Annotated in this window: 13 protein-coding genes and 1 pseudogene; 8 read left to right on the forward strand and 6 right to left on the reverse strand. The window is 64.2% G+C overall.

Annotation, left to right across the window (positions count from 1 at the left end):
- Window positions 1-10: 10 nt before the first annotated feature.
- The 4 genes from G3N61_RS20925 to G3N61_RS20940 are packed head-to-tail and all read right to left on the reverse strand — an operon-like array spanning window position 11 to window position 4,311.
- On the reverse strand, window positions 11-1,639 hold the full coding sequence (locus tag G3N61_RS20925; protein WP_205823481.1) for a polysaccharide pyruvyl transferase family protein: 1,629 nt from the start codon (window positions 1,637-1,639) through the stop codon (window positions 11-13).
- Between the two features lie 52 nt (window positions 1,640-1,691).
- Window positions 1,692-2,360 (reverse strand): ABC transporter ATP-binding protein, encoded by a 669-nt coding sequence (locus G3N61_RS20930; RefSeq protein ID WP_205823482.1) that lies wholly within the window; start codon window positions 2,358-2,360, stop codon window positions 1,692-1,694.
- On the reverse strand, window positions 2,360-3,157 hold the full coding sequence (locus tag G3N61_RS20935) for an ABC transporter permease (RefSeq protein WP_205823483.1): 798 nt from the start codon (window positions 3,155-3,157) through the stop codon (window positions 2,360-2,362). The genes G3N61_RS20930 and G3N61_RS20935 overlap by 1 nt, the downstream gene beginning before the upstream one ends.
- Before the next feature lie 2 nt (window positions 3,158-3,159).
- Window positions 3,160-4,311: a hypothetical protein gene (locus tag G3N61_RS20940; RefSeq protein ID WP_241017837.1), complete on the reverse strand. Its 1,152-nt coding sequence runs from the start codon at window positions 4,309-4,311 to the stop codon at window positions 3,160-3,162.
- A gap of 483 nt (window positions 4,312-4,794) precedes the next feature.
- Here G3N61_RS20940 and G3N61_RS20945 point away from each other — a divergent pair, with 483 nt between their 5' ends.
- The 7 genes from G3N61_RS20945 (at window position 4,795) to G3N61_RS20975 (ending at window position 18,914) form a co-directional block, all read left to right on the forward strand.
- Window positions 4,795-5,997 carry a capsular biosynthesis protein gene (locus G3N61_RS20945; protein ID WP_205823492.1) on the forward strand — a complete coding sequence of 401 codons (1,203 nt, stop codon included), beginning with the start codon at window positions 4,795-4,797 and terminating at the stop codon, window positions 5,995-5,997.
- Window positions 5,990-6,778, forward strand: a complete 789-nt coding sequence (locus tag G3N61_RS20950) for an SDR family NAD(P)-dependent oxidoreductase (RefSeq protein ID WP_205823484.1) — start codon at window positions 5,990-5,992, stop codon at window positions 6,776-6,778. Before G3N61_RS20945 ends, G3N61_RS20950 begins: the two co-directional genes overlap by 8 nt.
- Window positions 6,775-8,307: an LTA synthase family protein gene (locus G3N61_RS20955; RefSeq protein WP_241017838.1), complete on the forward strand. Its 1,533-nt coding sequence runs from the start codon at window positions 6,775-6,777 to the stop codon at window positions 8,305-8,307. Before G3N61_RS20950 ends, G3N61_RS20955 begins: the two co-directional genes overlap by 4 nt.
- 3 nt (window positions 8,308-8,310) lie before the next feature.
- Entirely contained in the window at window positions 8,311-15,936 is a 7,626-nt protein-coding gene (locus tag G3N61_RS20960) for a type I polyketide synthase (protein ID WP_205823485.1), read from the forward strand.
- Complete coding sequence (locus G3N61_RS20965; protein WP_205823486.1) at window positions 15,933-16,850, forward strand: UDP-3-O-acyl N-acetylglycosamine deacetylase; 918 nt, start codon at window positions 15,933-15,935, stop codon at window positions 16,848-16,850. Before G3N61_RS20960 ends, G3N61_RS20965 begins: the two co-directional genes overlap by 4 nt.
- Window positions 16,851-16,914: 64 nt before the next feature.
- Complete coding sequence (locus G3N61_RS20970; RefSeq protein ID WP_205823487.1) at window positions 16,915-18,243, forward strand: aminotransferase class I/II-fold pyridoxal phosphate-dependent enzyme; 1,329 nt, start codon at window positions 16,915-16,917, stop codon at window positions 18,241-18,243.
- A complete protein-coding gene (locus G3N61_RS20975; protein WP_205823488.1) occupies window positions 18,240-18,914 on the forward strand; it encodes a GNAT family N-acetyltransferase in 675 nt (224 codons plus the stop codon). Before G3N61_RS20970 ends, G3N61_RS20975 begins: the two co-directional genes overlap by 4 nt.
- A 23-nt stretch (window positions 18,915-18,937) precedes the next feature.
- Here the strand turns inward: G3N61_RS20975 and G3N61_RS20980 are convergent, their stop codons facing one another.
- Both G3N61_RS20980 and G3N61_RS20985 read right to left on the reverse strand, forming a co-directional pair.
- Complete coding sequence (locus G3N61_RS20980) at window positions 18,938-19,771, reverse strand: class II glutamine amidotransferase (protein WP_205823489.1); 834 nt, start codon at window positions 19,769-19,771, stop codon at window positions 18,938-18,940.
- Between the two features lie 206 nt (window positions 19,772-19,977).
- Window positions 19,978-20,307 carry a carboxymuconolactone decarboxylase family protein gene (locus G3N61_RS20985; protein WP_043189451.1) on the reverse strand — a complete coding sequence of 110 codons (330 nt, stop codon included), beginning with the start codon at window positions 20,305-20,307 and terminating at the stop codon, window positions 19,978-19,980.
- 129 nt (window positions 20,308-20,436) lie between these two features.
- Between G3N61_RS20985 and G3N61_RS20990 the strand changes: the two are divergent.
- Window positions 20,437-20,772, forward strand: a pseudogene (locus tag G3N61_RS20990) (cupin domain-containing protein); the annotation flags it as partial.
- Window positions 20,773-20,893 lie beyond the last annotated feature (121 nt).

Below are 20,893 nucleotides of genomic sequence, written 5' to 3' on the forward strand. Positions count from 1 at the left end.
CGAAAATATTTTATCGAGTCACCGAGTGTTTCCATACTTCAAGTTTTAGTTTTCCACCTTCTCTGGAAGCGGTGGAGAGCAGATCTGCTTGCTGAGCGAGCATGTCGAGCTTGGGCTTACTTTTTTCGTGCACATCGCCGACTGGCCCCGGAGTTCCATAGAAATCCATAAAAAATGGGTGTTCTTGGGTTGCGTTGATCAAACGAGCGACGGAATCCCCATGTAGCGCAGTGTCGCGCTGATAGACGTTTAGAAGCGCCTTTGGGCGAATGGGGAAGGGGGCGGTTAGAAGCATCGACGTCAGGACCGGCGGTCGAAAGTTGGGTTTAATTCGTCGTTCATAATGGCTCGCCCCCGATTCGACGTCGCCAATGAAGTGGCAAGGAATACCCACGCTCGCCGAAAAATCCTCCCATTTAAATGGAATATCAATTTTCCCGCCCTTGAGATAGGCAAACGGGATGCCAAATGCTGCGGCGGTAATGGCGGCATGCAACGACCCGCAGAGCACGAATTTCGCAGATGCTATCCGGTCGATGAACTCCTCGATCGACTTCAGCGAAGGGCTGAGTTTCGGTCGGAGCACTATGTTGCAACCCGTGCGCGCGATCAATGTTTCGTCATCGAGTGGATCCTCGATGTGAGGAATGGTCAGGGTTTTGCCGATATAAGCTGCATCGCGCTTTGGCTGATAGAGGGCGGGGAGCAGCAAGCCGGAATCACCGAGTGGAATCTGATTCGGCAATCCAAGGGCGTCTCGTGTGAGCGGTCCCCTGACACATGCAATTCTACATAGATCGAGATTCCGGCGATTCAGGCTGCTACGGCTGCGAGCACCACACGACCAATATATTGTCGTATCTGATTGGCTGCCTGATTGCGCTGCCCGGTTGCGGCTTGAGGGAAGCCACTCATCGGAAATGACGCTTCCGACGACGTGAATCGTTTGCGCGTTGACGTCGACTCCGTAGAACAGTTTTTCAAAAAAATATTCGGTGAGGTAGTCGCCGAAATTTCGAAATTCATCTGATTGAGTCCAATATCGGACATTGTCGGGGAGATGGGGGCGCGACTGTATCGGACTTTGGAGGATTGACCATGCCTTGGCAAGACTCGGTTTGGCGGCTAAGGCTGACCGCGGAAGCGTTAGCGAGTGATGCGGAACCTGGCTCGTCTGAAGCGCAAAAGCGAGTCTGCTTTCCAATGCTAGGTGATTGCTGTCATGAATTTCCTTGTTTAGCCACTGGCTGATTTCCATATCGGTAGCGGAGGCTGCGAGATGGAGAAAGGCCTGGGTCGATTGCGTATGCCGGATCAGCATCAGACTGTCGGAAAGGGCAGGCCATTGCTGCTCGATATCACGCGCGGTGTGAACGAGAATCAGTGGGGCGGAGGTATTCGCGCGTTCGATGAGGTCCTGAACAGGAATGCCGAAACCGGCGAGGTCGACGTGCTGGTGGGCGACAAGTGTCCAGTCCGCATGCTGGACGAGGCTTTCGACGTGGTGTATCAGATCGATCGGATTGTTGCCACGATACGTATAAATGGCGTGTTCGTACTGCCATGCGTTGCAGTACGACTGGTGACCGTCCGATTGCAGAAGGGCGGAGTCGTTGATCGTAAGCACGCCGATTTTCATGCTGCTCTCCAAGACATCCTGAAATTTGTTTTGTTATTGCTATGGCAGGGTATTATTGCCGTTGCCGGCTGATGATGTCGCTGTAAAACTCGTAGGCAGAATCGACATCGGAAAATTCGGAAAGCACACCGTTTTCAAGGACGCATGCTCTTGTGCAATGATCGCGAATCATATGCGGCTCGTGAGACACCATGATCATGGAGCGGTCTGCTCTTTTCGTGAAGAGTTCCGCATGGCATCTCTTCTGGAAGCGGGAGTCACCTACTGCGATGACTTCGTCGATGAGAAAGCAATCGAATTCGACTGCCATCGAAATGGCAAAGGCCAGTCGTGCCAGCATCCCGTTCGAATATGTTTTGACAGGCTCGCGCAGATACATGCCGAGTTCCGAAAATTCTTCGACAAAAGGAAGCGCGTCCTTGAGGGATGCCGAATAGATGCGGCAAATGAAACGGAGATTGTCAAGGCCAGTCAAGCTGCCTTGGAAGCCGCCGGAGAACGCCAACGGCCAGGATATGCTCATCGAGCGCGAGATTTTGCCGGCGCTTGGCTGTTCGGAGCCGCTGATCAACCGGATCAGCGTCGATTTCCCGGAGCCGTTTCGTCCAAGAATGCCGATTTTTTCACCCTTGCTGATCTCGAGATTGATACTGTCGAGTATCAGCTTATTGCCACTTCGAGTCTTGTAGAATTTGTCAACGTTTCTGAGCGTAAGGGACATCAATGCTCCACCTTGGTCGACACGTCCTTGAGAAGCGCAAGCCCGATCCACGTCAGCATAAGGCAAACCGCCGCTGTATAGGGAATGTCGTAGTACGATTTGATCGCATTGCCGAAATATCCAGATCGGAATAGCTCAGTGCAATTCGCTGCCGGAAACCACAGAACGACCTCTCGCAAATTCGGTGGTAGCCAACTCGCGAGAACAAATGCGCCGGATACGGGGAGTTGGAAATAGGAAATTGGGTGCCACAGCCGTTCGATCGTGTCGCTGTATTCGCAAAGCGCCCCGAGGAGCAATCCCATTGCTGACGAATACCACGTGAGCATTCCCCAGCCGGCGACCATGGTCAGAATATCTGCAGGTGGAGCAATAAGACCGATCAGCGTGGCAACGGCGAGCAGCACAATCATCGACAAGGTTGTGCCTACGATTTCTAGTATGATGCGCGCGGCGAACAGATCAATGATTCTCACGTTTCGGTGAAACAGCAGGGCGAGGTTGGGCTCGACCGCCAGTGCGCAGCGTCCGATTGTATTCCGCCAGTTGAGGACGGTTGAGTAGCTGATGATGGCGAACGCCATAATATTCAAATGATTGCTTGAATCCGCGCTGTGCATGACCGTCCACAGCGCCATGATGCCTACGGTAAACAGCATCGGTTCAGCAAACAGCCACGCGAAACCAATGTTATGGCGTCCATAGCGCGTGATGATCTCGCGCATGATGAGCGCGTAGACAACATGAACCTGGATTGTCGCCGAGCGCGACAGCGATGTATTGCTATTGACTGCCATGTTCAGTCTCTATGTTCACGGATGCTCGCGATCAACAGGCTCAGCGTAGCCCATACGATGAAGCCCAACACAAACGTCGTGGCAATTCCACGCAGTCGCTTGGGCTCCGTTGCCACGTCGGGTGTGTTCGGCTGCACTAAACGTTCCAGGTAAAGCTGTTTGCGCTCGGCTTCGGCTTTGGCGTTTTCGAGTGCGGCCATTGCCGAAGTCAGCTGCCTGTCTGCGAACTGGGAGTCAAGTTGCAGCCGCGCATAGGTCGTCGCTTTTTGCGATAGTGAGTCCTTCGAACCGGCTACTTTCCCTGTCACGTTATTGATCTGCTCCTGTAAGGAGCTGATCGTCGTCTTGAGGGACGGAATCTGCGGATTCTGCGGCGACACGAGTTCTAACTGCGCGAGCTGCGTCTGTGCGGCAAACAGCCGGGTCTGCAGCGCAGAAACTTGCTGCAACTGCATGGTCGACTGGTGGTCCGGATCAAAGACGGTGTGGGAGTTTCGATATGTCGCCAGTGCAGTTGCAGCGTCTTTTGCCTTGCTCATGGCGATTTCGACTTGGTTCTGCGAAAAGGCGACGGTGTCTTTGGCGGCTCGGTCGTTCATTCGATTCACGAGGCGCTCGCTCATTTGAAGCAAATCCTCGTTAATACGCTCGGCATCTTCTGCACGGTAAGCACGCGTTTGCAGCGTGCCGATTCCCGACGTGGCATCCAGCGTAACGGTTGCAATGTGCTTGCCGTAATACCGCCATAGCGCTTCGAAGCTATTATCAATGCCGCTGTGGAATCGGCTGATCAGGTCGCCGTCCGAATAGGCCTTGCGAATATAGTCATTGGCATTCAGCTCACGCAATGCATCTCGCGACTCTATGAAATCGATGACCGGATACGAGTCGTCTTGCGCACGCGAAAAGCCGCTACCGGAGAGCAATGCGCCGATAACGCTAGTTTGCGGCCGCTGCTGAGCGCTTCGAACGACAAAACGTGATTCGGAAATGTAAATGTCAGATGCAAAGAGGCCGTAGTAGAGTGTGCTGATGACCGTGGGTGCCAGCACCGTCAGCGCAAACAGCCGATTGATCCGCTTGACGCGTCCAAGGAGGCTGTTCGATGCATCGCTTGCAGGTACCTTCACGGGGTGAATCGAGGTATTTTCCAATCTATTTCCCTGGAACTTGGGCCATGCGCGCATGGGAGGGCTGCATGGTCGAGGATCAATGCTGTGTCGCGGCCTGCTGGCACGCAGGGCCGTGTATGTCGAGCGTAAGCTACCACTATGCCACTATGCCACTATGTGTCTCCACGATGTCACGCAGATGGGCGGATGAGCCTGCGCTGGGACGCAAGGAGGATGCGCCCGGTAGGGGAGCCGATTATAGCCGGGCTATCGGACACACTCTAGGTTCGTCGGATATTTGACACATTTCTGACAGGTGCCATAAATACGATGACGTACCTGATGGGGGATTGGGGGCGTTGTCGAATCAAGGGCTTCCGTTCTTGTATTTCCTGTATCGAAAGCACCTCTGGTGAGATATCCTGTGCAGCTTCTTCGCAAGGCCCAAGCCTGGCGGAGGTTTCGAGTGATTCCGTACGAATGACGGTATTTCTCAGATCCCCTTTCACCGTCAATCAAAATACTATGAGTCGCTCCTTCCTTGCCCTGCAAGGCACGGCGTCCCCGTTTTTCTGCCAACTGGCCAGTGCGTTAGTCTCGCGCAGTCATCAAGTCCGTCGCGTCAATTTCTGCGGTGGCGATCTTGCCTATGGTGGGGGGGAGGCTTGGAATTACCGCGACAAGTTTGACTTCCTTCTTGGTTGGTATCGGCAAGTCGTCGAGGCCGGCACGTTTACCGACGTGCTGATGTTTGGTGATTGCCGGGCCGTGCATCGGCCAATGCACGACTTAGCCGAGTCGTTTGGTCTGCGGGTGCACGTTTTCGAGGAGGGTTATGTTCGCCCGCGCTGGATTACGATGGAGCGCCATGGCGTCAATGGCCGTTCCTTGCTGCCGCGTGACCCGGCGTGGTACCTCGATGACAGGAGATTCGGGGAGGCTGTCACCCCGGGCGAGCCGACCGGTTACAACCTTTACGAACGTGCGTACCACGATATTCGTTATCGACTGGCGAACGCGATGTACCGGCACCGCTTTCCGCATTATGAAAGCCATCGGCCGAACAATGGCTTTCGGGAGTACGCGGGACTGGCTTTGCGACAGGTTCAACAGCGTTTACACACGACCGAGGCTGAGCGAATCACACGCGATTTGCTCAAGCAAGGCAGTCCGTACTATCTGTTTCCGCTACAACTGAACAGCGACGCGCAAATCGTCGAGCATTCTCCGTTCGATGGGGTTTGCGAGGCAATTTCGGTCGTGCTGCAGTCGTTCGCTCGCAACGCATCGTCGGACGCGTTGCTGGTGATCAAGAATCACCCGCTCGATACGGGCTTGGTAGCCTATCGTCGCTTCGCCGACGTACTCGCTAGGCAGCTCGGCGTGGCCGATCGGCTGCGTTTTATAGACGCGGGCCACCTCCCGACGTTGCTCGATAATTCTCGCGCCGTTATCGTAGTGAACAGCACGGTGGGACTTTCAGCTTTGCATCACGGTCGCCCGCTGATTGCCCTAGGTACCGCAATTTATTCCATGCCTGGTTTGACTTGGCAAGGGTCTCTTGACGATTTCTGGAGCGCGGCGGAAATACCCGACATGCGGCTCTACAGAGCTTTTCTGAATTACGTGATGCACCATACCCAGATCAACGGTGACTTCTACACGCGTACCGGCATCGAGATGGCCGTGGCGGGCGCGATTGCTCGGCTCGAGGCATGCAGTGACTGAAGTGTTCAGGCACATTGTGATCACGGGGGCAAGCTCGGGTATCGGCCGCGCACTCGCGCTCGCTTACGCGGAGCCGGGCGTTGTGCTGGGTCTCGTCGGTCGCGATGGCGAGCGTCTTGCTGCCAGCGCGGCAGCCTGTCGTCTGCAAGGTGCCGACGTCGTGACCGGTCAGGTCGACATATGCGATGCTGCGGCCTTGCGGACATGGCTGGAGGCGTTTGATCGCGCGCATCCGGTCGACCTGCTTGTTGCCAATGCAGGGGTGGCGAGTACGATCGCGCATGCCAATGATTGGGAGGATTGTGAGCGCACGTTGCGCGTCGTCGAAACGAATTTTCATGGCGTGATACATGCGGCGCTTCCGGTCATCGAGTATATGCGTGTGCGGGGGCGTGGCCGAATTGCGATGATCGCGTCTATCGCGGCATTGCGCGGCATGGCGATTTCGCCAGCTTATTGTGCAAGCAAAGCGGCGATCAAGGCTTGGGCGGATTCGGTGCGGCCATTGCTGAAACGCGATGGCATTGCTGTTTCCGTGGTACTCCCTGGCTTTGTCAAGACCGCGATGAGTGATGTATTCCCCGGCGCCAAGCCATTTCGGTGGAGCGCTGAGCGTGCTGCTGCCCATATCCGTCGGGGGCTCGACGCGGGGCGTTCCGAGATCGCGTTCCCGGCGCTGCTTGCATTCGGGATGCGCCTCTTGGTATTGCTTCCCGTGGCGCTGGCCGATGCGATTCTGGATCGCCTGTCGTATTTGCCTCAAGAGGACAGACGCAATTGAACGGCGCTTTCGTTTCGACGCTTGCCGTTGCCGCTGCCATTTCATTTCTGCTCGACGCCATCGCGGTGCCCCGCGCGCCTTTGCGCCGTCCACCGATGTCGCTATTGCTTCACATTCTTTCTGTAGTGTTCTTGGTCAATCTTGTACTCGCCGCCACCTCCCGGCCAGTGTTCTCGGCCTGTGCATCGCTCGCGCTGGTCGGTCTCGTCGCAGTGGTCAGCAATGCGAAGTACGAATCACTGCGCGAGCCGTTCGTTTTTACTGATCTGAGCCTGTTCAGCCAGTTATTTTCGCATCCCCGTCTTTATCTGCCGTTCCTGAGCGTTGGTAAGGTCGTTGCGATCGGTGCCGGCATCGTGTTTGTGATCGCAGGCTTTGTCGTTGAGCGGCCGGTGTTCGCCGGCTTTCGCGCGCTGGCCTGGCTGGTGGTGGGCCTGTCATTCGTGCTTGCTGTGATCGTGGCCGCACGCTTGCCGCTCACGCTTGATCCTGTTGCGGATCAGCGTCGATACGGCTTTTTTGCCGTATTCGTTGCCTATCTGCTCAACGGTCTGCGTCCTGCCACGTTCCGACGGTTCCGTGAGGTCATGGCGACTGGGCTGTTCGCGACCGGCGAGCCAGTGCGGCGCCCGGACATGATCGTGATCCAGAGTGAATCGTTTTTCGATGCGCGCCGGCTCGGCGACACGGTCGCCTCGGCACTCTTCATGCGTTTCGACGAAGCGCGTCACGAGGCGATTCGGTATGGAGAGGTGACCGTGCCCGCTTGGGGGGCAAACACCATGCGGACGGAATTCGCGGTGCTGACCGGCACTGAGTCCTTTTCGCTCGGGTATGCGCGCTTTTATCCTTACTTTTTTGTAAGAAAAAAGATTGCCTCACTCGCCTCTTGGTTTGCTCGTTGGGGCTACGACACGGTTGTGATTCATCCTTATCACGCCGATTTTTTCGGGCGGAACCGGGTATTTCCGTTGCTCGGCTTTGCGCGTTTTCTCGATATCCGTCACTTTTCGTCGGCATCCCGGGCAGGACCCTATGTGGCGGACGCGGCTGTGTCTGACGCGATTGTCGCGGAACTCGAGGCGGCGAGAGGCGAGCGCCCGTGCTTCATCTTCGCGATGACGATGGAAAATCATGGGCCGCTGCATCTCGAGCAAGTTTTGCCTGGAGAATCATCTTCGCGGCATACTCTCGGCGAAGACGCCTCCTGGCGTGACCTGACAGCATACTTGCGGCACATCGAGAATGCGGACGCGATGATCGGGCGCTTGCTCGATCATTTGCGCGCCAGCGATCGTGAAACGGTCGTTTGTTTCTACGGTGACCACGTTCCCGCTTTGCCACATGTGTTCCAAAAGCTAGGCGTTTCTCCACAACGCAGCGACTACTTCATTTGGCGAAATTACGGCACAGTTGCTCCGGAATGCCGGAATTTGGCCGCAGAAGAGCTGGGGGCGGCACTGCTAAGTGTGGTACAAGACGACGGAAATCGTGCGGAAGAGCCGCGCGCATCCGAGAAAGCGACATAAGAGATGAACAGTAAGATTGCAATAATTGGGATAGCGTGTCGGTTTCCCGGGGGTGCAAACAACCCCGGCGACTTCTGGCAACTGCTGCGCGACGAACGCGACGCAGTGACCGAAATCCCGGCCGACCGGTTCGGCACCGATTTCTACCAGCACCCGTCCAAGCGCGAACCGGGCAAGAGCTACACGTTCTCGGCCGGCGTCCTCGACAACGTCGCCGGCTTCGACGCCGCGTTCTTCGGCATTTCTCCGCGCGAAGCGGCCCAGATGGATCCCCAGCAGCGCCTGCTGCTCGAACTCGCATGGGAAGCGTTCGAGGACGCGGGCGTGCGCCCGGCCGACATGCGCGGCAGCAACTGCGGCGTCTTCGTCGGTGCCGCGAGCATGGATTACGGCAACCGCAACATGGACGATCTGAACGTGATCGATCCGTATTCGGCGACCGGCAATACGCTGAGCATCGCGTCGAACCGCGTGTCCTACCTGTTCGACCTGCGCGGCCCGAGCATGTCCGTCGACACGGCCTGCTCGTCGTCGCTCGTCGCGCTCCACCAGGCGGTCAAGGCGCTGCAGTCCGGCGAAGCCGACGTGGCGCTCGCGGGCGGCGTCAACCTGCTGCTGCACCCGTTCGGCTTCGTCAGCTTCTCCAAGGCGTCGATGCTGTCGCCGCGTGGCCGTTGCCGCGCGTTCGATGCGACCGGCGACGGCTATGTCCGCTCGGAAGGCGGCGCGTTCGTGCTGCTCAAGCCGCTCGATCGCGCGCTCGCCGACGGCGACACGATCCATGCGGTGATCGCCGGCTCCGGCGTGAACTCGGTCGGCCACTCGCCGGGCGGCATCAGCGTGCCGGGCGCGGGCGCACAGGCGTCGCTGCTGCGCAGCGTGTACGCGCGCGCGGGCATCGATCCGCAGTCGCTGGCGTATCTCGAGGCGCATGGCACCGGCACGGCGGTCGGCGATCCGATCGAGGCGCGTGCGCTGATCGACGTCGTGTCGGGCGAGCGCCCGGCGGATCGGCCGCTGCTCATCGGTTCGGTCAAGACCAATATCGGCCATCTCGAGACGGCATCCGGCATGGCCGGGCTGCTGAAGGCCGTGCTGTGCCTGAAGCATCGCGCGGTACCGCGCTCGCTGCACTTTGTCACGCCCAATCCCGGGATCGATTTCGACGGCGGGCGTCTGCGCGTCGTGGATCGCTACATGCCGCTCGACGCGGGCGCCGCGCCGCTGACGGTCGGTGTCAACTCGTTCGGCTTCGGCGGAACGAACGCACACGTCGTGCTGACCGAGGCGCCGGCTTCAAGCGAGGCGTCGGCGGCCGCACCCGAGCCGACGCATGCGCAACTGTCTCCGCTCGTCCTGACCGCGCGCAGCGCGAATGCGCTCGGCGCGCTCGCGGGCCGCTATCTGGCGATGCTCGACAACGGCGGCGATTGGCAGGCGCTTGCCGCCACGGCCGCACGTCGCCGCCAGTGGCTGGAACATCGCGCAATCGTTGCACCGGCCGACGCGGCCGAAGGCCGTGCGGCGCTTGCGTCACTGGCCCAGCCGTCGCAGGAAGGCCTGCCGGCCAGCGTGGCAACCGGCCAGGCGCCTGCCGACGCGGTGCGCACCGCGCTCGTCTTCTCTGGCAACGGCTGCCAGTGGGTCGGGATGGGCAACGAACTCTATGCGGAGAACGCCGTCTTCCGTGCGGCGCTCGACGAAGTCGATGCACTGTGGTGCGCCGACGGCAGCCCGTCGCTCGTCGACGTGATGCGCGGCGGCCCGAGCGCGGAGTGGCTGGCCGGCGCGGGTGCCGAATGGCTCGCCGCGACGGAGAACGCGCAGCCGCTGCTGTTCGCGATCCAGGTCGGCATGATTCGCGTGATCGACGCGCGCGGAATGCGTTACGACGCGGCGATCGGCCATAGCGTCGGCGAGATTGCCGCGGCGTGGGTGACGGGCGCGCTGTCGCTCGCCGACGCGGTTCGCGTGATCAAGATCCGCAGCCGCGCGCAGGCGATGACGCGCGGCAGCGGCCGGATGGCGGCCGTCGGCATCGGCGACGTGGCGGCGCGCGAACTGATCGCGCGCCACGGGCTGGCGCGGCGCGTCGAGATCGCCGGCATCAACAGCCCCGATGCGGTGACGCTCGCGGGTGAGCTGCAGGGATTGCAGGCACTGGAGGCCGCGCTGCGCGGCAGCGGCAAGTTCTTCCAGATGCTGGATCTCGACTACGCATTCCACAGCAGCCACATGGACCGCATCGAGCCGGTCGTGCTGGCCGAACTGGCGAGCCTGCGGCCGCAGCCGGGCAACGGCACGTTCGTGTCGACCGTGACTGGCGGCGCGCTTGCCGGCACCGAACTCGATGCCCGCTACTGGTGGCGCAACATTCGCGAGCCGGTGCGCTTCGGCGACGGTATCGCGCATCTGATCGAGCAGGGCGTCCGGCTGTTCGTCGAGGTCTCGCCGCATTCGATCCTGCGCACGTACGTGAAGCAGGCATTCGCGGCCGCCGGCGCGACCGGCGTGGTGCTGCCGACGCTCAAGCGCGACCACGGCAGCGCGGCGACGCTGCGACACGCAATTCTGGCGGCGATCGCGCATGGCGCGAGCGTCGATCCCGACCGTTTCGCGCCGGGCGAATCGCGCGCTGCCTTGCCGTCCTATCCGTGGCAGCGCGACCGCTTCTGGCTGACGCCGACCGTCGAAGGCTACGGCCTCGTCAATCGCCGCCGCGAGCATCCGCTGCTCGGCTATCGCCTGCACGAGCACGCATTCGCGTGGGAAAACCAGCTCGATCCGGCGAAGCTGCCGATGCTGGCCGATCACGTCGTCGACGGCGGCGTGGCGTTCCCGGGTGCTGGATACGTGGAAATGGCGCTCGCCGCGGCACGCACCTTCTTCGATACGCCGGATGCGGCGCTCGAAAACGTCGAGATCCGTACGCCGGTGGTATTCCAGCCGCAGCAGGCAAAACTGTTCCGGCTCGTGATCGAGTCGCGTACCGCGACCTTCACGATCGAGACGCGCGATCGGATGTCCGACGGCGCATGGACGCTGAACGTGACGGGGCGGATGCTGGAAAGCGGCAACGCGCTCGGCGATGCGAGCATCGTGCCGCCGGACGCGCTTGATCGTCTGCTCGCGCTGCCCGCAGCCGATGGCGACACGCTGTACGCAAACACGGCAGCGATCGGCCTCGGTTACGGGCCGGCGTTCCGCTGGGTCCGCAGCGTGCGGGTCGCCGCAGGCGAAGGTGCTGCGCTGGCCGACGTCGCCGCGCCGGCCGCATGCGGCGACGCGCGGGCATTGTCCGCCTATCTGCTACATCCGGCGCTGATGGACAGCGGGTTTCATCCGCTGTTCGCGTTGCTTGCAGCCCACGCGCGCGAAGGCGAGCATCCGGCTTACGTGCCGGTGCAGATCGGCCGCGTCGACTATCTGCGCGGCGACACGGTCGAGCGGGTGCTCGTACGGATCGACCGGCACAGCCCGCATTCGATCGTCGCGCATTTCGAATTCCTCGACGCGCGGGGCGCGATCGTCGCGCGGCTCGGCGCTTGCCGGTTCCGGCGCGTCGATCTCGTCGGCCGTCGGCAGAACCTGCCCGCGCGCTTCGTCTACCGCCTTGACGAAGTGCCGCTGCCGGGCGACGTCGATGCAGCCGGTTTGTCGGCCCCCGACGCGCTGCTCGCACAGGCCGTCGCGCGGCTCGACGCAACCGGGAACGATGGCCGCCGGACGCAGCATCTGACCGAAATCCTGCCGCTGCTCGACGTGCTGGCGAGCCTCTACGCGCTCCGCGCGTTCGATGCGCTCGGCGCATTCGCCGGCACGTGGCAGCCGGCGGCCGAGCGTGCGGCGCTGGCCGCGCGTCTTGCCGACATGCTGGTCGAGGATGGCCTCGCTCATCGCGACGGCGCGCTGCTCGTGCGCGACGACGCGGCGTGCGCGGCGTTGCCGCCGCTCGACGACCTGTGGCGCGGGCTGCTGGCCGAATCGCCGGGGCACGTGGCCGAGCTGACGCTGCTCGCGCATTGCGGCGCGGCGTTGCAGGACGTGCTGAACGGCGCGAAGGACGGCGCACGCCTGCTGTCGCCGACCGGGCACAGCCTGGTCGAGCAACTCCTTGCCGCATCGCCGACGTGGCAGCACGTGCACGCGTTGCTGACCGCAAGCGTCGAGCAGGCCGTCGACGAATGGCAGCCGGCACGCCGGTTGCGCGTGCTCGAACTGGGCGCGACGGACGGCGACGTGCTGCAGACGCTCGGCATGCATCTCGCGGCCGCGCGTTGCGATCACACGATCGCCGCGACGGCCGGTCAACTGGCCGGGTTCGACGCGGATGCGGAAGCGGCGGTGCGCACGGTTGCGTTGCAGTCGGGCGAGCGCCTGTCGCTGGCGGCCGACGAAGCCGGCCCTTACGACCTGATCGTCGCGAACCGCGCGTTGAGCGGCCGTCACGATGTCGCCGACGCGTTGAATGCGATGCGGTCATGGCTGGCGCCGGGCGGGTTGCTGCTGCTGGCCGAGTCGCGGCGCGGCCGCTTCTCCGACATCGTATTTGGCACGCAGGCTTCGTCGACGGAAGCCGACGCGCCCGTGCCGCTGGCACCGGCGGATCTCGATGCGGCGCTCGAACGCGCAGGTTACGTCGACGTCGCGCGGCACGTCGAGCAGTCGCTCGATCTGGACGGCACGCCGACGTTCGTCATCGCACGCAACCCGGCGAGCGCCGTTGCCGACCAACGCGGCGACGATCCGAGCGATCTCGATACGCTGGCACGCAGCGAGCAATGGCTCGTGATGCACGCACCGGATACCGCCGGCAGTTTCGGCGGGCGGCTGGCCGATGCGCTGGCGCGCGCGGGCTATCCGGCCGATATCGTCGACGTCACCCACGCGGCCGATGCGATCGCGTCGTTGCCGGCCGGGCAGCCGGCGCATGTCGTGTTCTGCGCGCCGGAAACGCCGCTCGCCGAATCGGCGACGGGGGATGGCCTGATGGCCGCGCAGCATGACGGCGTGATCGCTCTTGCGGCGCTCGTTCGCACGCTCGGCGCGCAGCCGAATGCGGCCACGCGGCTGACCGTCGTCACGCGCGGCGGCGCGCCATTCGCCGGGACCGCGAATGCGCATCCGGAACAGGCCACGCTGTGGGGCCTCGGTCGCGTGCTGGCGAACGAGCATCCCGAACTCGCGTGCCGCCTGATCGACACCGATCCCGCGGCGGGCGGGATTCCCGACTCACTGGTTCGCGAGCTGACCGGCTCGGCGGTCGAGGAAGAGGTCATCCTGGGTGCACACGGGCGCCAGGTGCCGCGCATGCTGACGGCCGCGCAGGCCGCGGCCCGCAACGATGGTGCGATCACACGTGCGGCCGTGCTCGCGTTCGATGCGCCGGGCTCGTTGCGCAATCTCGAATGGTTCGCGTTGCCGGAAAGCCCGCTGGGTGCCGACGAGGTGGAGATCGAGCCCGTTGCCACCGGCCTCAATTTCCGCGACGTGATGTATGCGATGGGGCTCCTGTCCGACGAAGCGGTCGAGACCGGCTTCGCGGGCGCGACGATCGGGATGGAACTGTCCGGCCGCGTCGTCCGGGTGGGCAGCGCCGTGACGGAATTCGCACCGGGCGATGCGATGCTCGGCTTCGCACCGGCCTCGTTCGCGACGCGCGTCAGGACGCGCGCGCAAGCGATCGCGCTGAAACCGGAGCGGTTGTCGTTCGAGGAAGCGGCGACCGTGCCGACCACGTTCTTCACCGCGTATTACGCACTCGTCGAACTCGCGCGTCTGCGTCGCGGCGAGCGTGTGCTGGTGCACGGCGGCGCGGGTGGCGTCGGGATCGCCGCGATCCAGCTCGCGCGCCACTTCGGCGCGGAAGTGTTCGCGACGGCCGGCAGCGACGAGAAGCGCGAGTTCGTGCGCCTGCTCGGCGCCGACCACGTGCTCGATTCGCGCAGCCTGGCGTTCGCGGACGAGATTCGCGTGCTGACGGGCGGTCAGGGCATCGACATCGTGCTGAATTCGCTCGCCGGCGAAGCCATGGTGCGCAGCATCGATACGCTGCGGCCGTTCGGTCGTTTCCTCGAGCTCGGCAAGCGCGACTTCTACGAAAACAGCCATATCGGGCTGCGGCCGTTCCGCAACAACATCAGCTATTTCGGCATCGACGCCGACCAGTTGATGGGGGCGCTGCCGAAACTGACCGCGCGCCTGTTCGGCGAAGTGATGGCGCTGTTCGAGGCCGGCGTGCTGCATCCGCTGCCGTATCGCGCGTTTCCCGCCGAACGGGCGGAGGACGCGTTCCGCTACATGCAGCAGGCGCGCCAGATCGGCAAGGTGCTCGTGACCTATCCGTCCGGCACGCCGGCCCCGACGCGCGGCGTCACGCGCGCGGGTTCGCTTGCGCTCGATCCGCATGGCACGTACCTGGTGGTCGGCGGCACGGGCGGGCTCGGGTTCGCGAGCGCGCGCTGGATGGTCGAGCGCGGCGCACGCCGGCTGACGCTGGCGAGCCGCTCCGGCGAACTCGCTGCTGCCGCCCGCGAGGAAGTCGAGCAGTGGCGCAAGACGCTCGGCGTCACGGTCGATGTCGTGTCGTGCGATGTGACCGACGCGGCGGCAGTCGACGCGATGATTGCCGCGATCGTCCGGCGCGACATCCCGCTCAAGGGCGTGCTGCATTCCGCGATGTCGATCGACGACGGCCTCGTGCGCAATCTCGACGACGCGCGCATGGCCGCGGTGCTCGCACCGAAGGTGGCCGGCGCGTGGAACCTGCATCGCGCGACGCGCGCGTTGCCGCTCGACCTGTTCGTGGTCTATTCGTCGGCGACGACCTATCTCGGCAATCCGGGGCAATCGAACTACGTCGCGGCCAACAGCTTCCTCGAGGCGCTCGTCGAACATCGCCGCGCGGCAGGCTTGCCGGGCACGTTCATGGCCTGGGGGCCGCTCGAGGACGTCGGCTTCCTCGCGCGCCACGCGGATACGCGCGAAGCGTTGCAGTCGCGGATCGGTGGTGCATCGATCACGTCCGACGAGGCGATGGTCGCGCTCGAGCGCGCGCTGGTGGCGGGTGCGGCCGGCGAAGCCGTGGTCCGGCTCGACTGGCACGCCGTTGCGCGCGGGATGCCCGCCGCGAAGGCACGCCGGTATTCGCTGCTGCAATCGCATGCGAAGGGCGGCGATGCGCGCGACGGCGGGACGCAGCTGCGGGAAGAGGTGCTGGCATTGCCGCGTGACGAAGCGATCGCGCTGGTGGCCCGGACCCTGCAGGGACAGATTGCACGGATCCTGCACATGACGCCGGATCGCATCGCGCTCGACAAGTCGGTGCTCGACATGGGCATGGATTCGCTGATGGGGATGGAGCTCGGTCTCGCGGTCGAGGAAGCGTTCGAGGTCAAGCTGTCGGTGATGGCGATTGCCGAGGGCGCGTCCGTGACGACGCTGGCCGGACGCATCGTCGATTCGATCGGTGCGTCGACCGACGCCGATACCGATGCCGGTTCCGCAGCCGATGCCGTCGCTGCGCTGGCGGCGAAGCATGCAATCGACGGCGAAGCGCGTGCGATGCTCGATACGCGGCCGGCGCCCGTCGCGGGCCACGCCTCGCCGACGCTGGAGGTCGCGCGATGAGTGCGCCGTCCGGCTGGGCGACGAGTCAGGGTACGCTGGCGCGTCCGCTGGCGATCGACGGTCACGGGCTCCACACGGGGCGTCGGGTGGGCGTGCGGATCCTGCCCGTGCGTCCGGAAGACGGCGTGACCGGCGTTGCGTTCCGTCGCGTCGCGCAGGGGCGCACGCTCGCGACGCTGCCGGTCGATCCCGCGCTGCGCCGCGCCCAGCCGCTGTGCACGATGCTGCGTAATGCCGACGGCGTCGGCGTTCGCACGGTCGAGCATCTGCTCGCGTCGCTGCTCGCGTGCGAGATCGATCACGCGATCGTCGAGATCGACGCAGAGGAAGTGCCGATTCTCGATGGCAGCGCCGCGCCGTGGGTGGACGCCATCCGCGCGTGCGGCCGCGTCGCGCTCGATGCGCCAAAACGCTTCATCCGCGTGCTGCGGCCCCTCGTCGTCACGGACGGCGAGGGCGACCAGCGGCGCGAAATGCGGATCGAACCGGCGCCGCGTTACGAACTGAGCGTGCGCAACGACCTGCGCGGCTTCGGCGACATGCACTGGGATGGTGCGCTGACGCCGGCTGCATTTGCGACTGAAATTGCGCCATCGCGCTCGTATGGCCGCGTGAAGTGGGCGGTACCCGCGATCGTCGCCGGTTATCTGCGCGGGGTACCGATCCTGCGCGGCGCGCGGCCGTCGTGTACGGCATCCATCGTCGGCAATCGCGTGCTGGGCGGGATGCGGCTGCCGGAGGAGTTCGTCCGGCACCGCGTGCTCGACCTGGTCGGCGACCTGGCACTGGCCGGTGCGCCGCTGCTGGCGCGCGTGAGCGCGCTGCGGCCGAGCCACGAGATGAATTTCCGGCTGGTGGACGCGCTGCTGGCCGAACCCGATGCGTGGCAGTGGGCCGAGTTTCCCGACGCGTGACACCACGCTTTTTCATGACGCGCGGCGTAACATAGCGTCTTTTCGAGAAACAGCGAAGGAAGCAATGGCACTGGGAGAGCATCTTCGCCAGCAACTGGCGGCGAAAGCGCTGAAACGGCAACTGGAGCGCGCGACCGATGCGGCCGCGGCACCGGGCGTGCCCGGCACGCTGGCAGCGCAGACCGCATCGGCGCGCAGCCGCTTCGAGTCGATGCCGCAGTATCAGCAGGTCCGGATCATGCGCGAGATGGGCGAGAAGCTGCGCGTCGACTCGCCGTTTTTCCGCGTGCACGACGGCGTGGCCGGTGCGACGACGCAGATCGGCGGCCGCGAATACCTGAACTTCGCGAATTACAACTACCTCGGCCTCGCCGGCGATCCGGCCGTGTCGTCGCGCGCGAAAGCCGCGATCGACCGCTACGGCACGTCGGCCTCCGCGAGCCGGATGGTCGCGGGCGAGCGCCCGGTGCAGCGCGACCTCGAGCGCGCGCTGGCCGCGTTCTACGAGACCGACGACTGTGTCGCGTTCGTGAGCGGCCACGCGACGAACGTGACGGTGATCGGCGCGCTGTTCGGCCCCGGCGATCTGGTCGTCCACGATTCGCTCGCGCACAACAGCATCGTGCAGGGCGCGCAACTGAGCGGCGCGAAGCGGCTGAGCTTCGCGCACAACGACTGGCAGGCGCTCGACGACCTGCTGTCGCGCGTGCGCCGCGAATACCGGCACGTGCTGATCGCGATCGAAGGGCTGTACAGCATGGACGGCGACTTCCCCGACCTGCAGCGCTTCGTCGACGTGAAGACGCGCCACGGGGCGTTCCTGCTGGTCGACGAGGCGCATTCACTCGGCGTGCTCGGCGCGACCGGCAAGGGCATCCGCGAGCATTGCGGCGTCGCGCCCGACCAGGTCGACATGTGGATGGGCACGATGAGCAAGACGCTGGCCGGCTGCGGTGGCTTCATCGCCGGCTGCCAGCCGCTGGTCGACATGCTGCGCCACCTGGCGCCGGGCTTCCTGTACAGCGTCGGGCTCGCACCGACCCTCGCCGAAGCGTCGCTGGCCGCGCTCGAGCGCCTGCAGGCCGAGCCGGAGCGCGTCGCGAAACTGCAGGCGCGCGGGCGGCAGTTCCTGACCGAAGCGCGCGCCGCCGGGCTGAATACCGGCACGAGTGCCGGATTCGCGGTCGTGCCGGTGATCACGGGGAGCTCGCTGAAGGCCGCGCAGTGGGCCAATGCGATGTTCGACGAAGGGATCAACGTGCAGCCGATCTTCTATCCGGCCGTCGAGGAAAAGGCTGCGCGCCTGCGCTTCTTCATCTGCTCGACGCACGAGCCGGAGCAGATCAGCCGGACGGTTGGCGTGTTGTCGCGTCTCGCGGGGCGCGGCGCATGACGCTGGCCGGCGCGTTCGCGCAGGCGGCGCCGCGCGCCGGCGAGCGCGTGCGGTTTCGTGCGGCCGAGGCGGCCGACGCGGCGGCGTGCGCGCCGCTCGTGTTTGCGTCCGGCGTGGCCGAATTCGGGTTCTTTCTCGGCGAAAGCGATGCGCGCTGCGTCGCCTTCCTGCAGCAGGCGTTCCGGTCGCGTCACGGGCGCTTCTCGTGGCGCCGGCATCGTGTCGCGATCGCCGACGACGGCGCCGTGCTCGCCGTGATGGCGATTCACGACGGGCGGCAGACGATGTTCGACGACGTGCATGTCGTGTGGGCACTGGCGCGCTTCTTTGGCGTGCGCCGCACGATTGGCCAGTTGTTGCGCGGGCTGATCCTCGAAACGGAAATTCCGGCGCCGAAGCGCTCGCAGATCCTCGTCGCGCATTGCGCAACCGACGAGCGGCAGCGCGGCACCGGCATCTTCAGCGCGCTGTTTCGCAACGCGCTGGACACCGGCGCATTGCCCGCCGACGGCAGCCGCGACGTCGTGCTCGACGTGCTGACCCGCAACGTGCGGGCCCGCGCGCTGTACGAACGGCTCGGGTTCACCGTACTGCCGCGGCCGCGCGCTCGTTCGCGCCGGCTGCCCGCCGAACTCGATTCGATCCGGATGCGGTTGTCGCGTCGCGCCTGACGGCGCGTGCAGTGCCCGCCGTTCTACTTGTGCCGCGGGCTGAACGGCCGCTGCTGCACATCGGCGCCCTGCGCGACGATCGCCATCCCCTCCGGCACTTCCTCCCATGCCCCCCGCAGGTCGACGAGCGGCTCGGACACGACCATGAACGCGTCGTCGCCGGCTTCGGCGATGCGCGGGTTGTGCGGATACAGCTCGTGCAGGTGCTTGAACGACGTGCTGTGGAACAGCGAACGCGATTGCCGTTCGCTCGAATAACGCACCGCGATGATCCGTTCGCCGTCGGTCGCGCAGATCGTCATGTTGAGCGGGTCGGCGACGCGATGCCGCGCGGCGGTCTCCTCGACCACGCCGACCATCCGCTCGAGCGCCGGCAGCGGCGTCTGCTCGAGGCCGTAGGTCAGCGCGAGGCGGAACATCAGTTCGGAGTCGGTCGAGCCTTCGAGCGTCGGGAACAGCGCGGGGTCGACCTTCAACGTCAGGTCGCGGCGCAGCTTGTGGAAGTCGCGGATCAGCCCGTTGTGCGCGAACAGCCAGCGGCCGTGACGGAACGGGTGGCAGTTGGTTTCCTGCACGGGCGTGTCGGTAGCCGCGCGGATGTGCGCGATGAACATCCGTGAACGGATCGCGCGCGCGGCTTCGCGCAGGTTGCGGTCGTTCCACGCGGGATGCACGGAGCGATAGCGGAACGGGAGTTCGTCAGGGTGCCCGTACCAGCCGATGCCGAAGCCGTCGCCGTTGGTGGTCGTCGCCCCCAGCTCCGAATGCAGGCTCTGGTCGATCAGCGAATGTTTCGCGCGGAACAGGACGGTCTCGAGATGAATCGGATTACCCGTATAGGCGAGCCAGCGGCACATGGAGCGCTCCTTTACGATGGATCGTTCGCGCATGGTAGCCGACTTCGCGGCGCGTCCGTGCCGGTGCGTGCCGGGCCGGTCATTCTGGCGGGTACGCTGGCCAATCTTCAGACATCGCCTGCCCGGCGGCGCGCTGCGCAACCGGGCGGCCACGCAGCCATTCGGCCGGGCGCCGCCATGCGACGGCAGCGCCGCGGCCGTCAGGTTCAGTCGCCGAGCGCGTCCATCACGCGTGCCGAATAGACGAGCGCCGCACCTGCGTTCAGCGCAATCGCGACGCCGAGCGCTTCCGCCACTTCTTCCTTGGTCGCACCATGCTTGGCCGCTTCCGCGGTGTGCACGGCGATACAGCCGTCGCAGCGCGTCGTGACGGCGACCGCGAGCGCGATCAGTTCGCGCGTCTTCGCGTCGAGATGGCCCGTCTTGGCCCCGGCGCCGGACAGCGCCTTGTAGCCGGCCAGCGTATCGGGCGACAGCTTGGCGATCTCGCCGATGCGCGTCGAGAGTTCCTTCCGGTATTCGTTCCAGTTCAGCATGATGCGTCCTTTCGAGAAGAGGTGAGGAGAGCGGCGCACGCCGCGATCTCGGGCGATGCAGGGCTATTCTGATCGTTCGCGCTGAGGGTTTCGATACGCTAGAGTGTCAATTTTTAGCGGGATCGTCTCATGGATGCATTGAGTCAACTGCTGTCGCTGGGCCGCAGCCATGTCGAACTTGACGTGCGCTGCCTGCTCGACGGGCCGTTCGCGATGCCGCACGACCCGTTGCCGCCCGGCGAGGCGGCGTTTCATCTGGTGCTGGCCGGAACCTGCCGGCTGCGTACCGCGGACGGGCGCACGCTGCAGCTCGCCGACGGCGATTTCGTGCTGTTGCCCGCGGGGGGCGCGCACGACCTGCTCGACGCAGGGGTGGGCCGGTCGCGGCCGGTTGCGGCGTTGCGCGAGCAGGGCGCCGGCGGCGGCGCGGTGCTGCCGGTCAAGTCGAATCTCGATCCGGCCGAACGGCTGCTCGTTGATGAAGGTCTGGACATCGACCACGGGTGTGCGATTCATCGCTAGTCTCCTGTGTCGATCCAGGTTAGCGCTTTAGCGCTTACCTGGATCCCATGCTATGCGGTCGATC

This window comes from Burkholderia sp. Ac-20349, from assembly GCF_017104865.1.
GTDB lineage: Bacteria > Pseudomonadota > Gammaproteobacteria > Burkholderiales > Burkholderiaceae > Burkholderia > Burkholderia aenigmatica.

Bases quoted from the DNA above. Each gene is read 5' to 3' on its own strand.
- G3N61_RS20925 (WP_205823481.1), bottom strand. From the start codon at position 1,639: ATGAAAATCGGCGTGCTTACGATCAACGACTCCGCCCTTCTGCAATCG.
- G3N61_RS20930 (WP_205823482.1), bottom strand. From the start codon at position 2,360: ATGTCCCTTACGCTCAGAAACGTTGACAAATTCTACAAGACTCGAAGT.
- G3N61_RS20935 (WP_205823483.1), bottom strand. From the start codon at position 3,157: ATGGCAGTCAATAGCAATACATCGCTGTCGCGCTCGGCGACAATCCAG.
- G3N61_RS20945 (WP_205823492.1), top strand. From the start codon at position 4,795: ATGAGTCGCTCCTTCCTTGCCCTGCAAGGCACGGCGTCCCCGTTTTTC.
- G3N61_RS20960 (WP_205823485.1), top strand. From the start codon at position 8,311: ATGAACAGTAAGATTGCAATAATTGGGATAGCGTGTCGGTTTCCCGGG.
- G3N61_RS20965 (WP_205823486.1), top strand. From the start codon at position 15,933: ATGAGTGCGCCGTCCGGCTGGGCGACGAGTCAGGGTACGCTGGCGCGT.
- G3N61_RS20970 (WP_205823487.1), top strand. From the start codon at position 16,915: ATGGCACTGGGAGAGCATCTTCGCCAGCAACTGGCGGCGAAAGCGCTG.
- G3N61_RS20975 (WP_205823488.1), top strand. From the start codon at position 18,240: ATGACGCTGGCCGGCGCGTTCGCGCAGGCGGCGCCGCGCGCCGGCGAG.
- G3N61_RS20980 (WP_205823489.1), bottom strand. From the start codon at position 19,771: ATGTGCCGCTGGCTCGCCTATACGGGTAATCCGATTCATCTCGAGACC.
- G3N61_RS20985 (WP_043189451.1), bottom strand. From the start codon at position 20,307: ATGCTGAACTGGAACGAATACCGGAAGGAACTCTCGACGCGCATCGGC.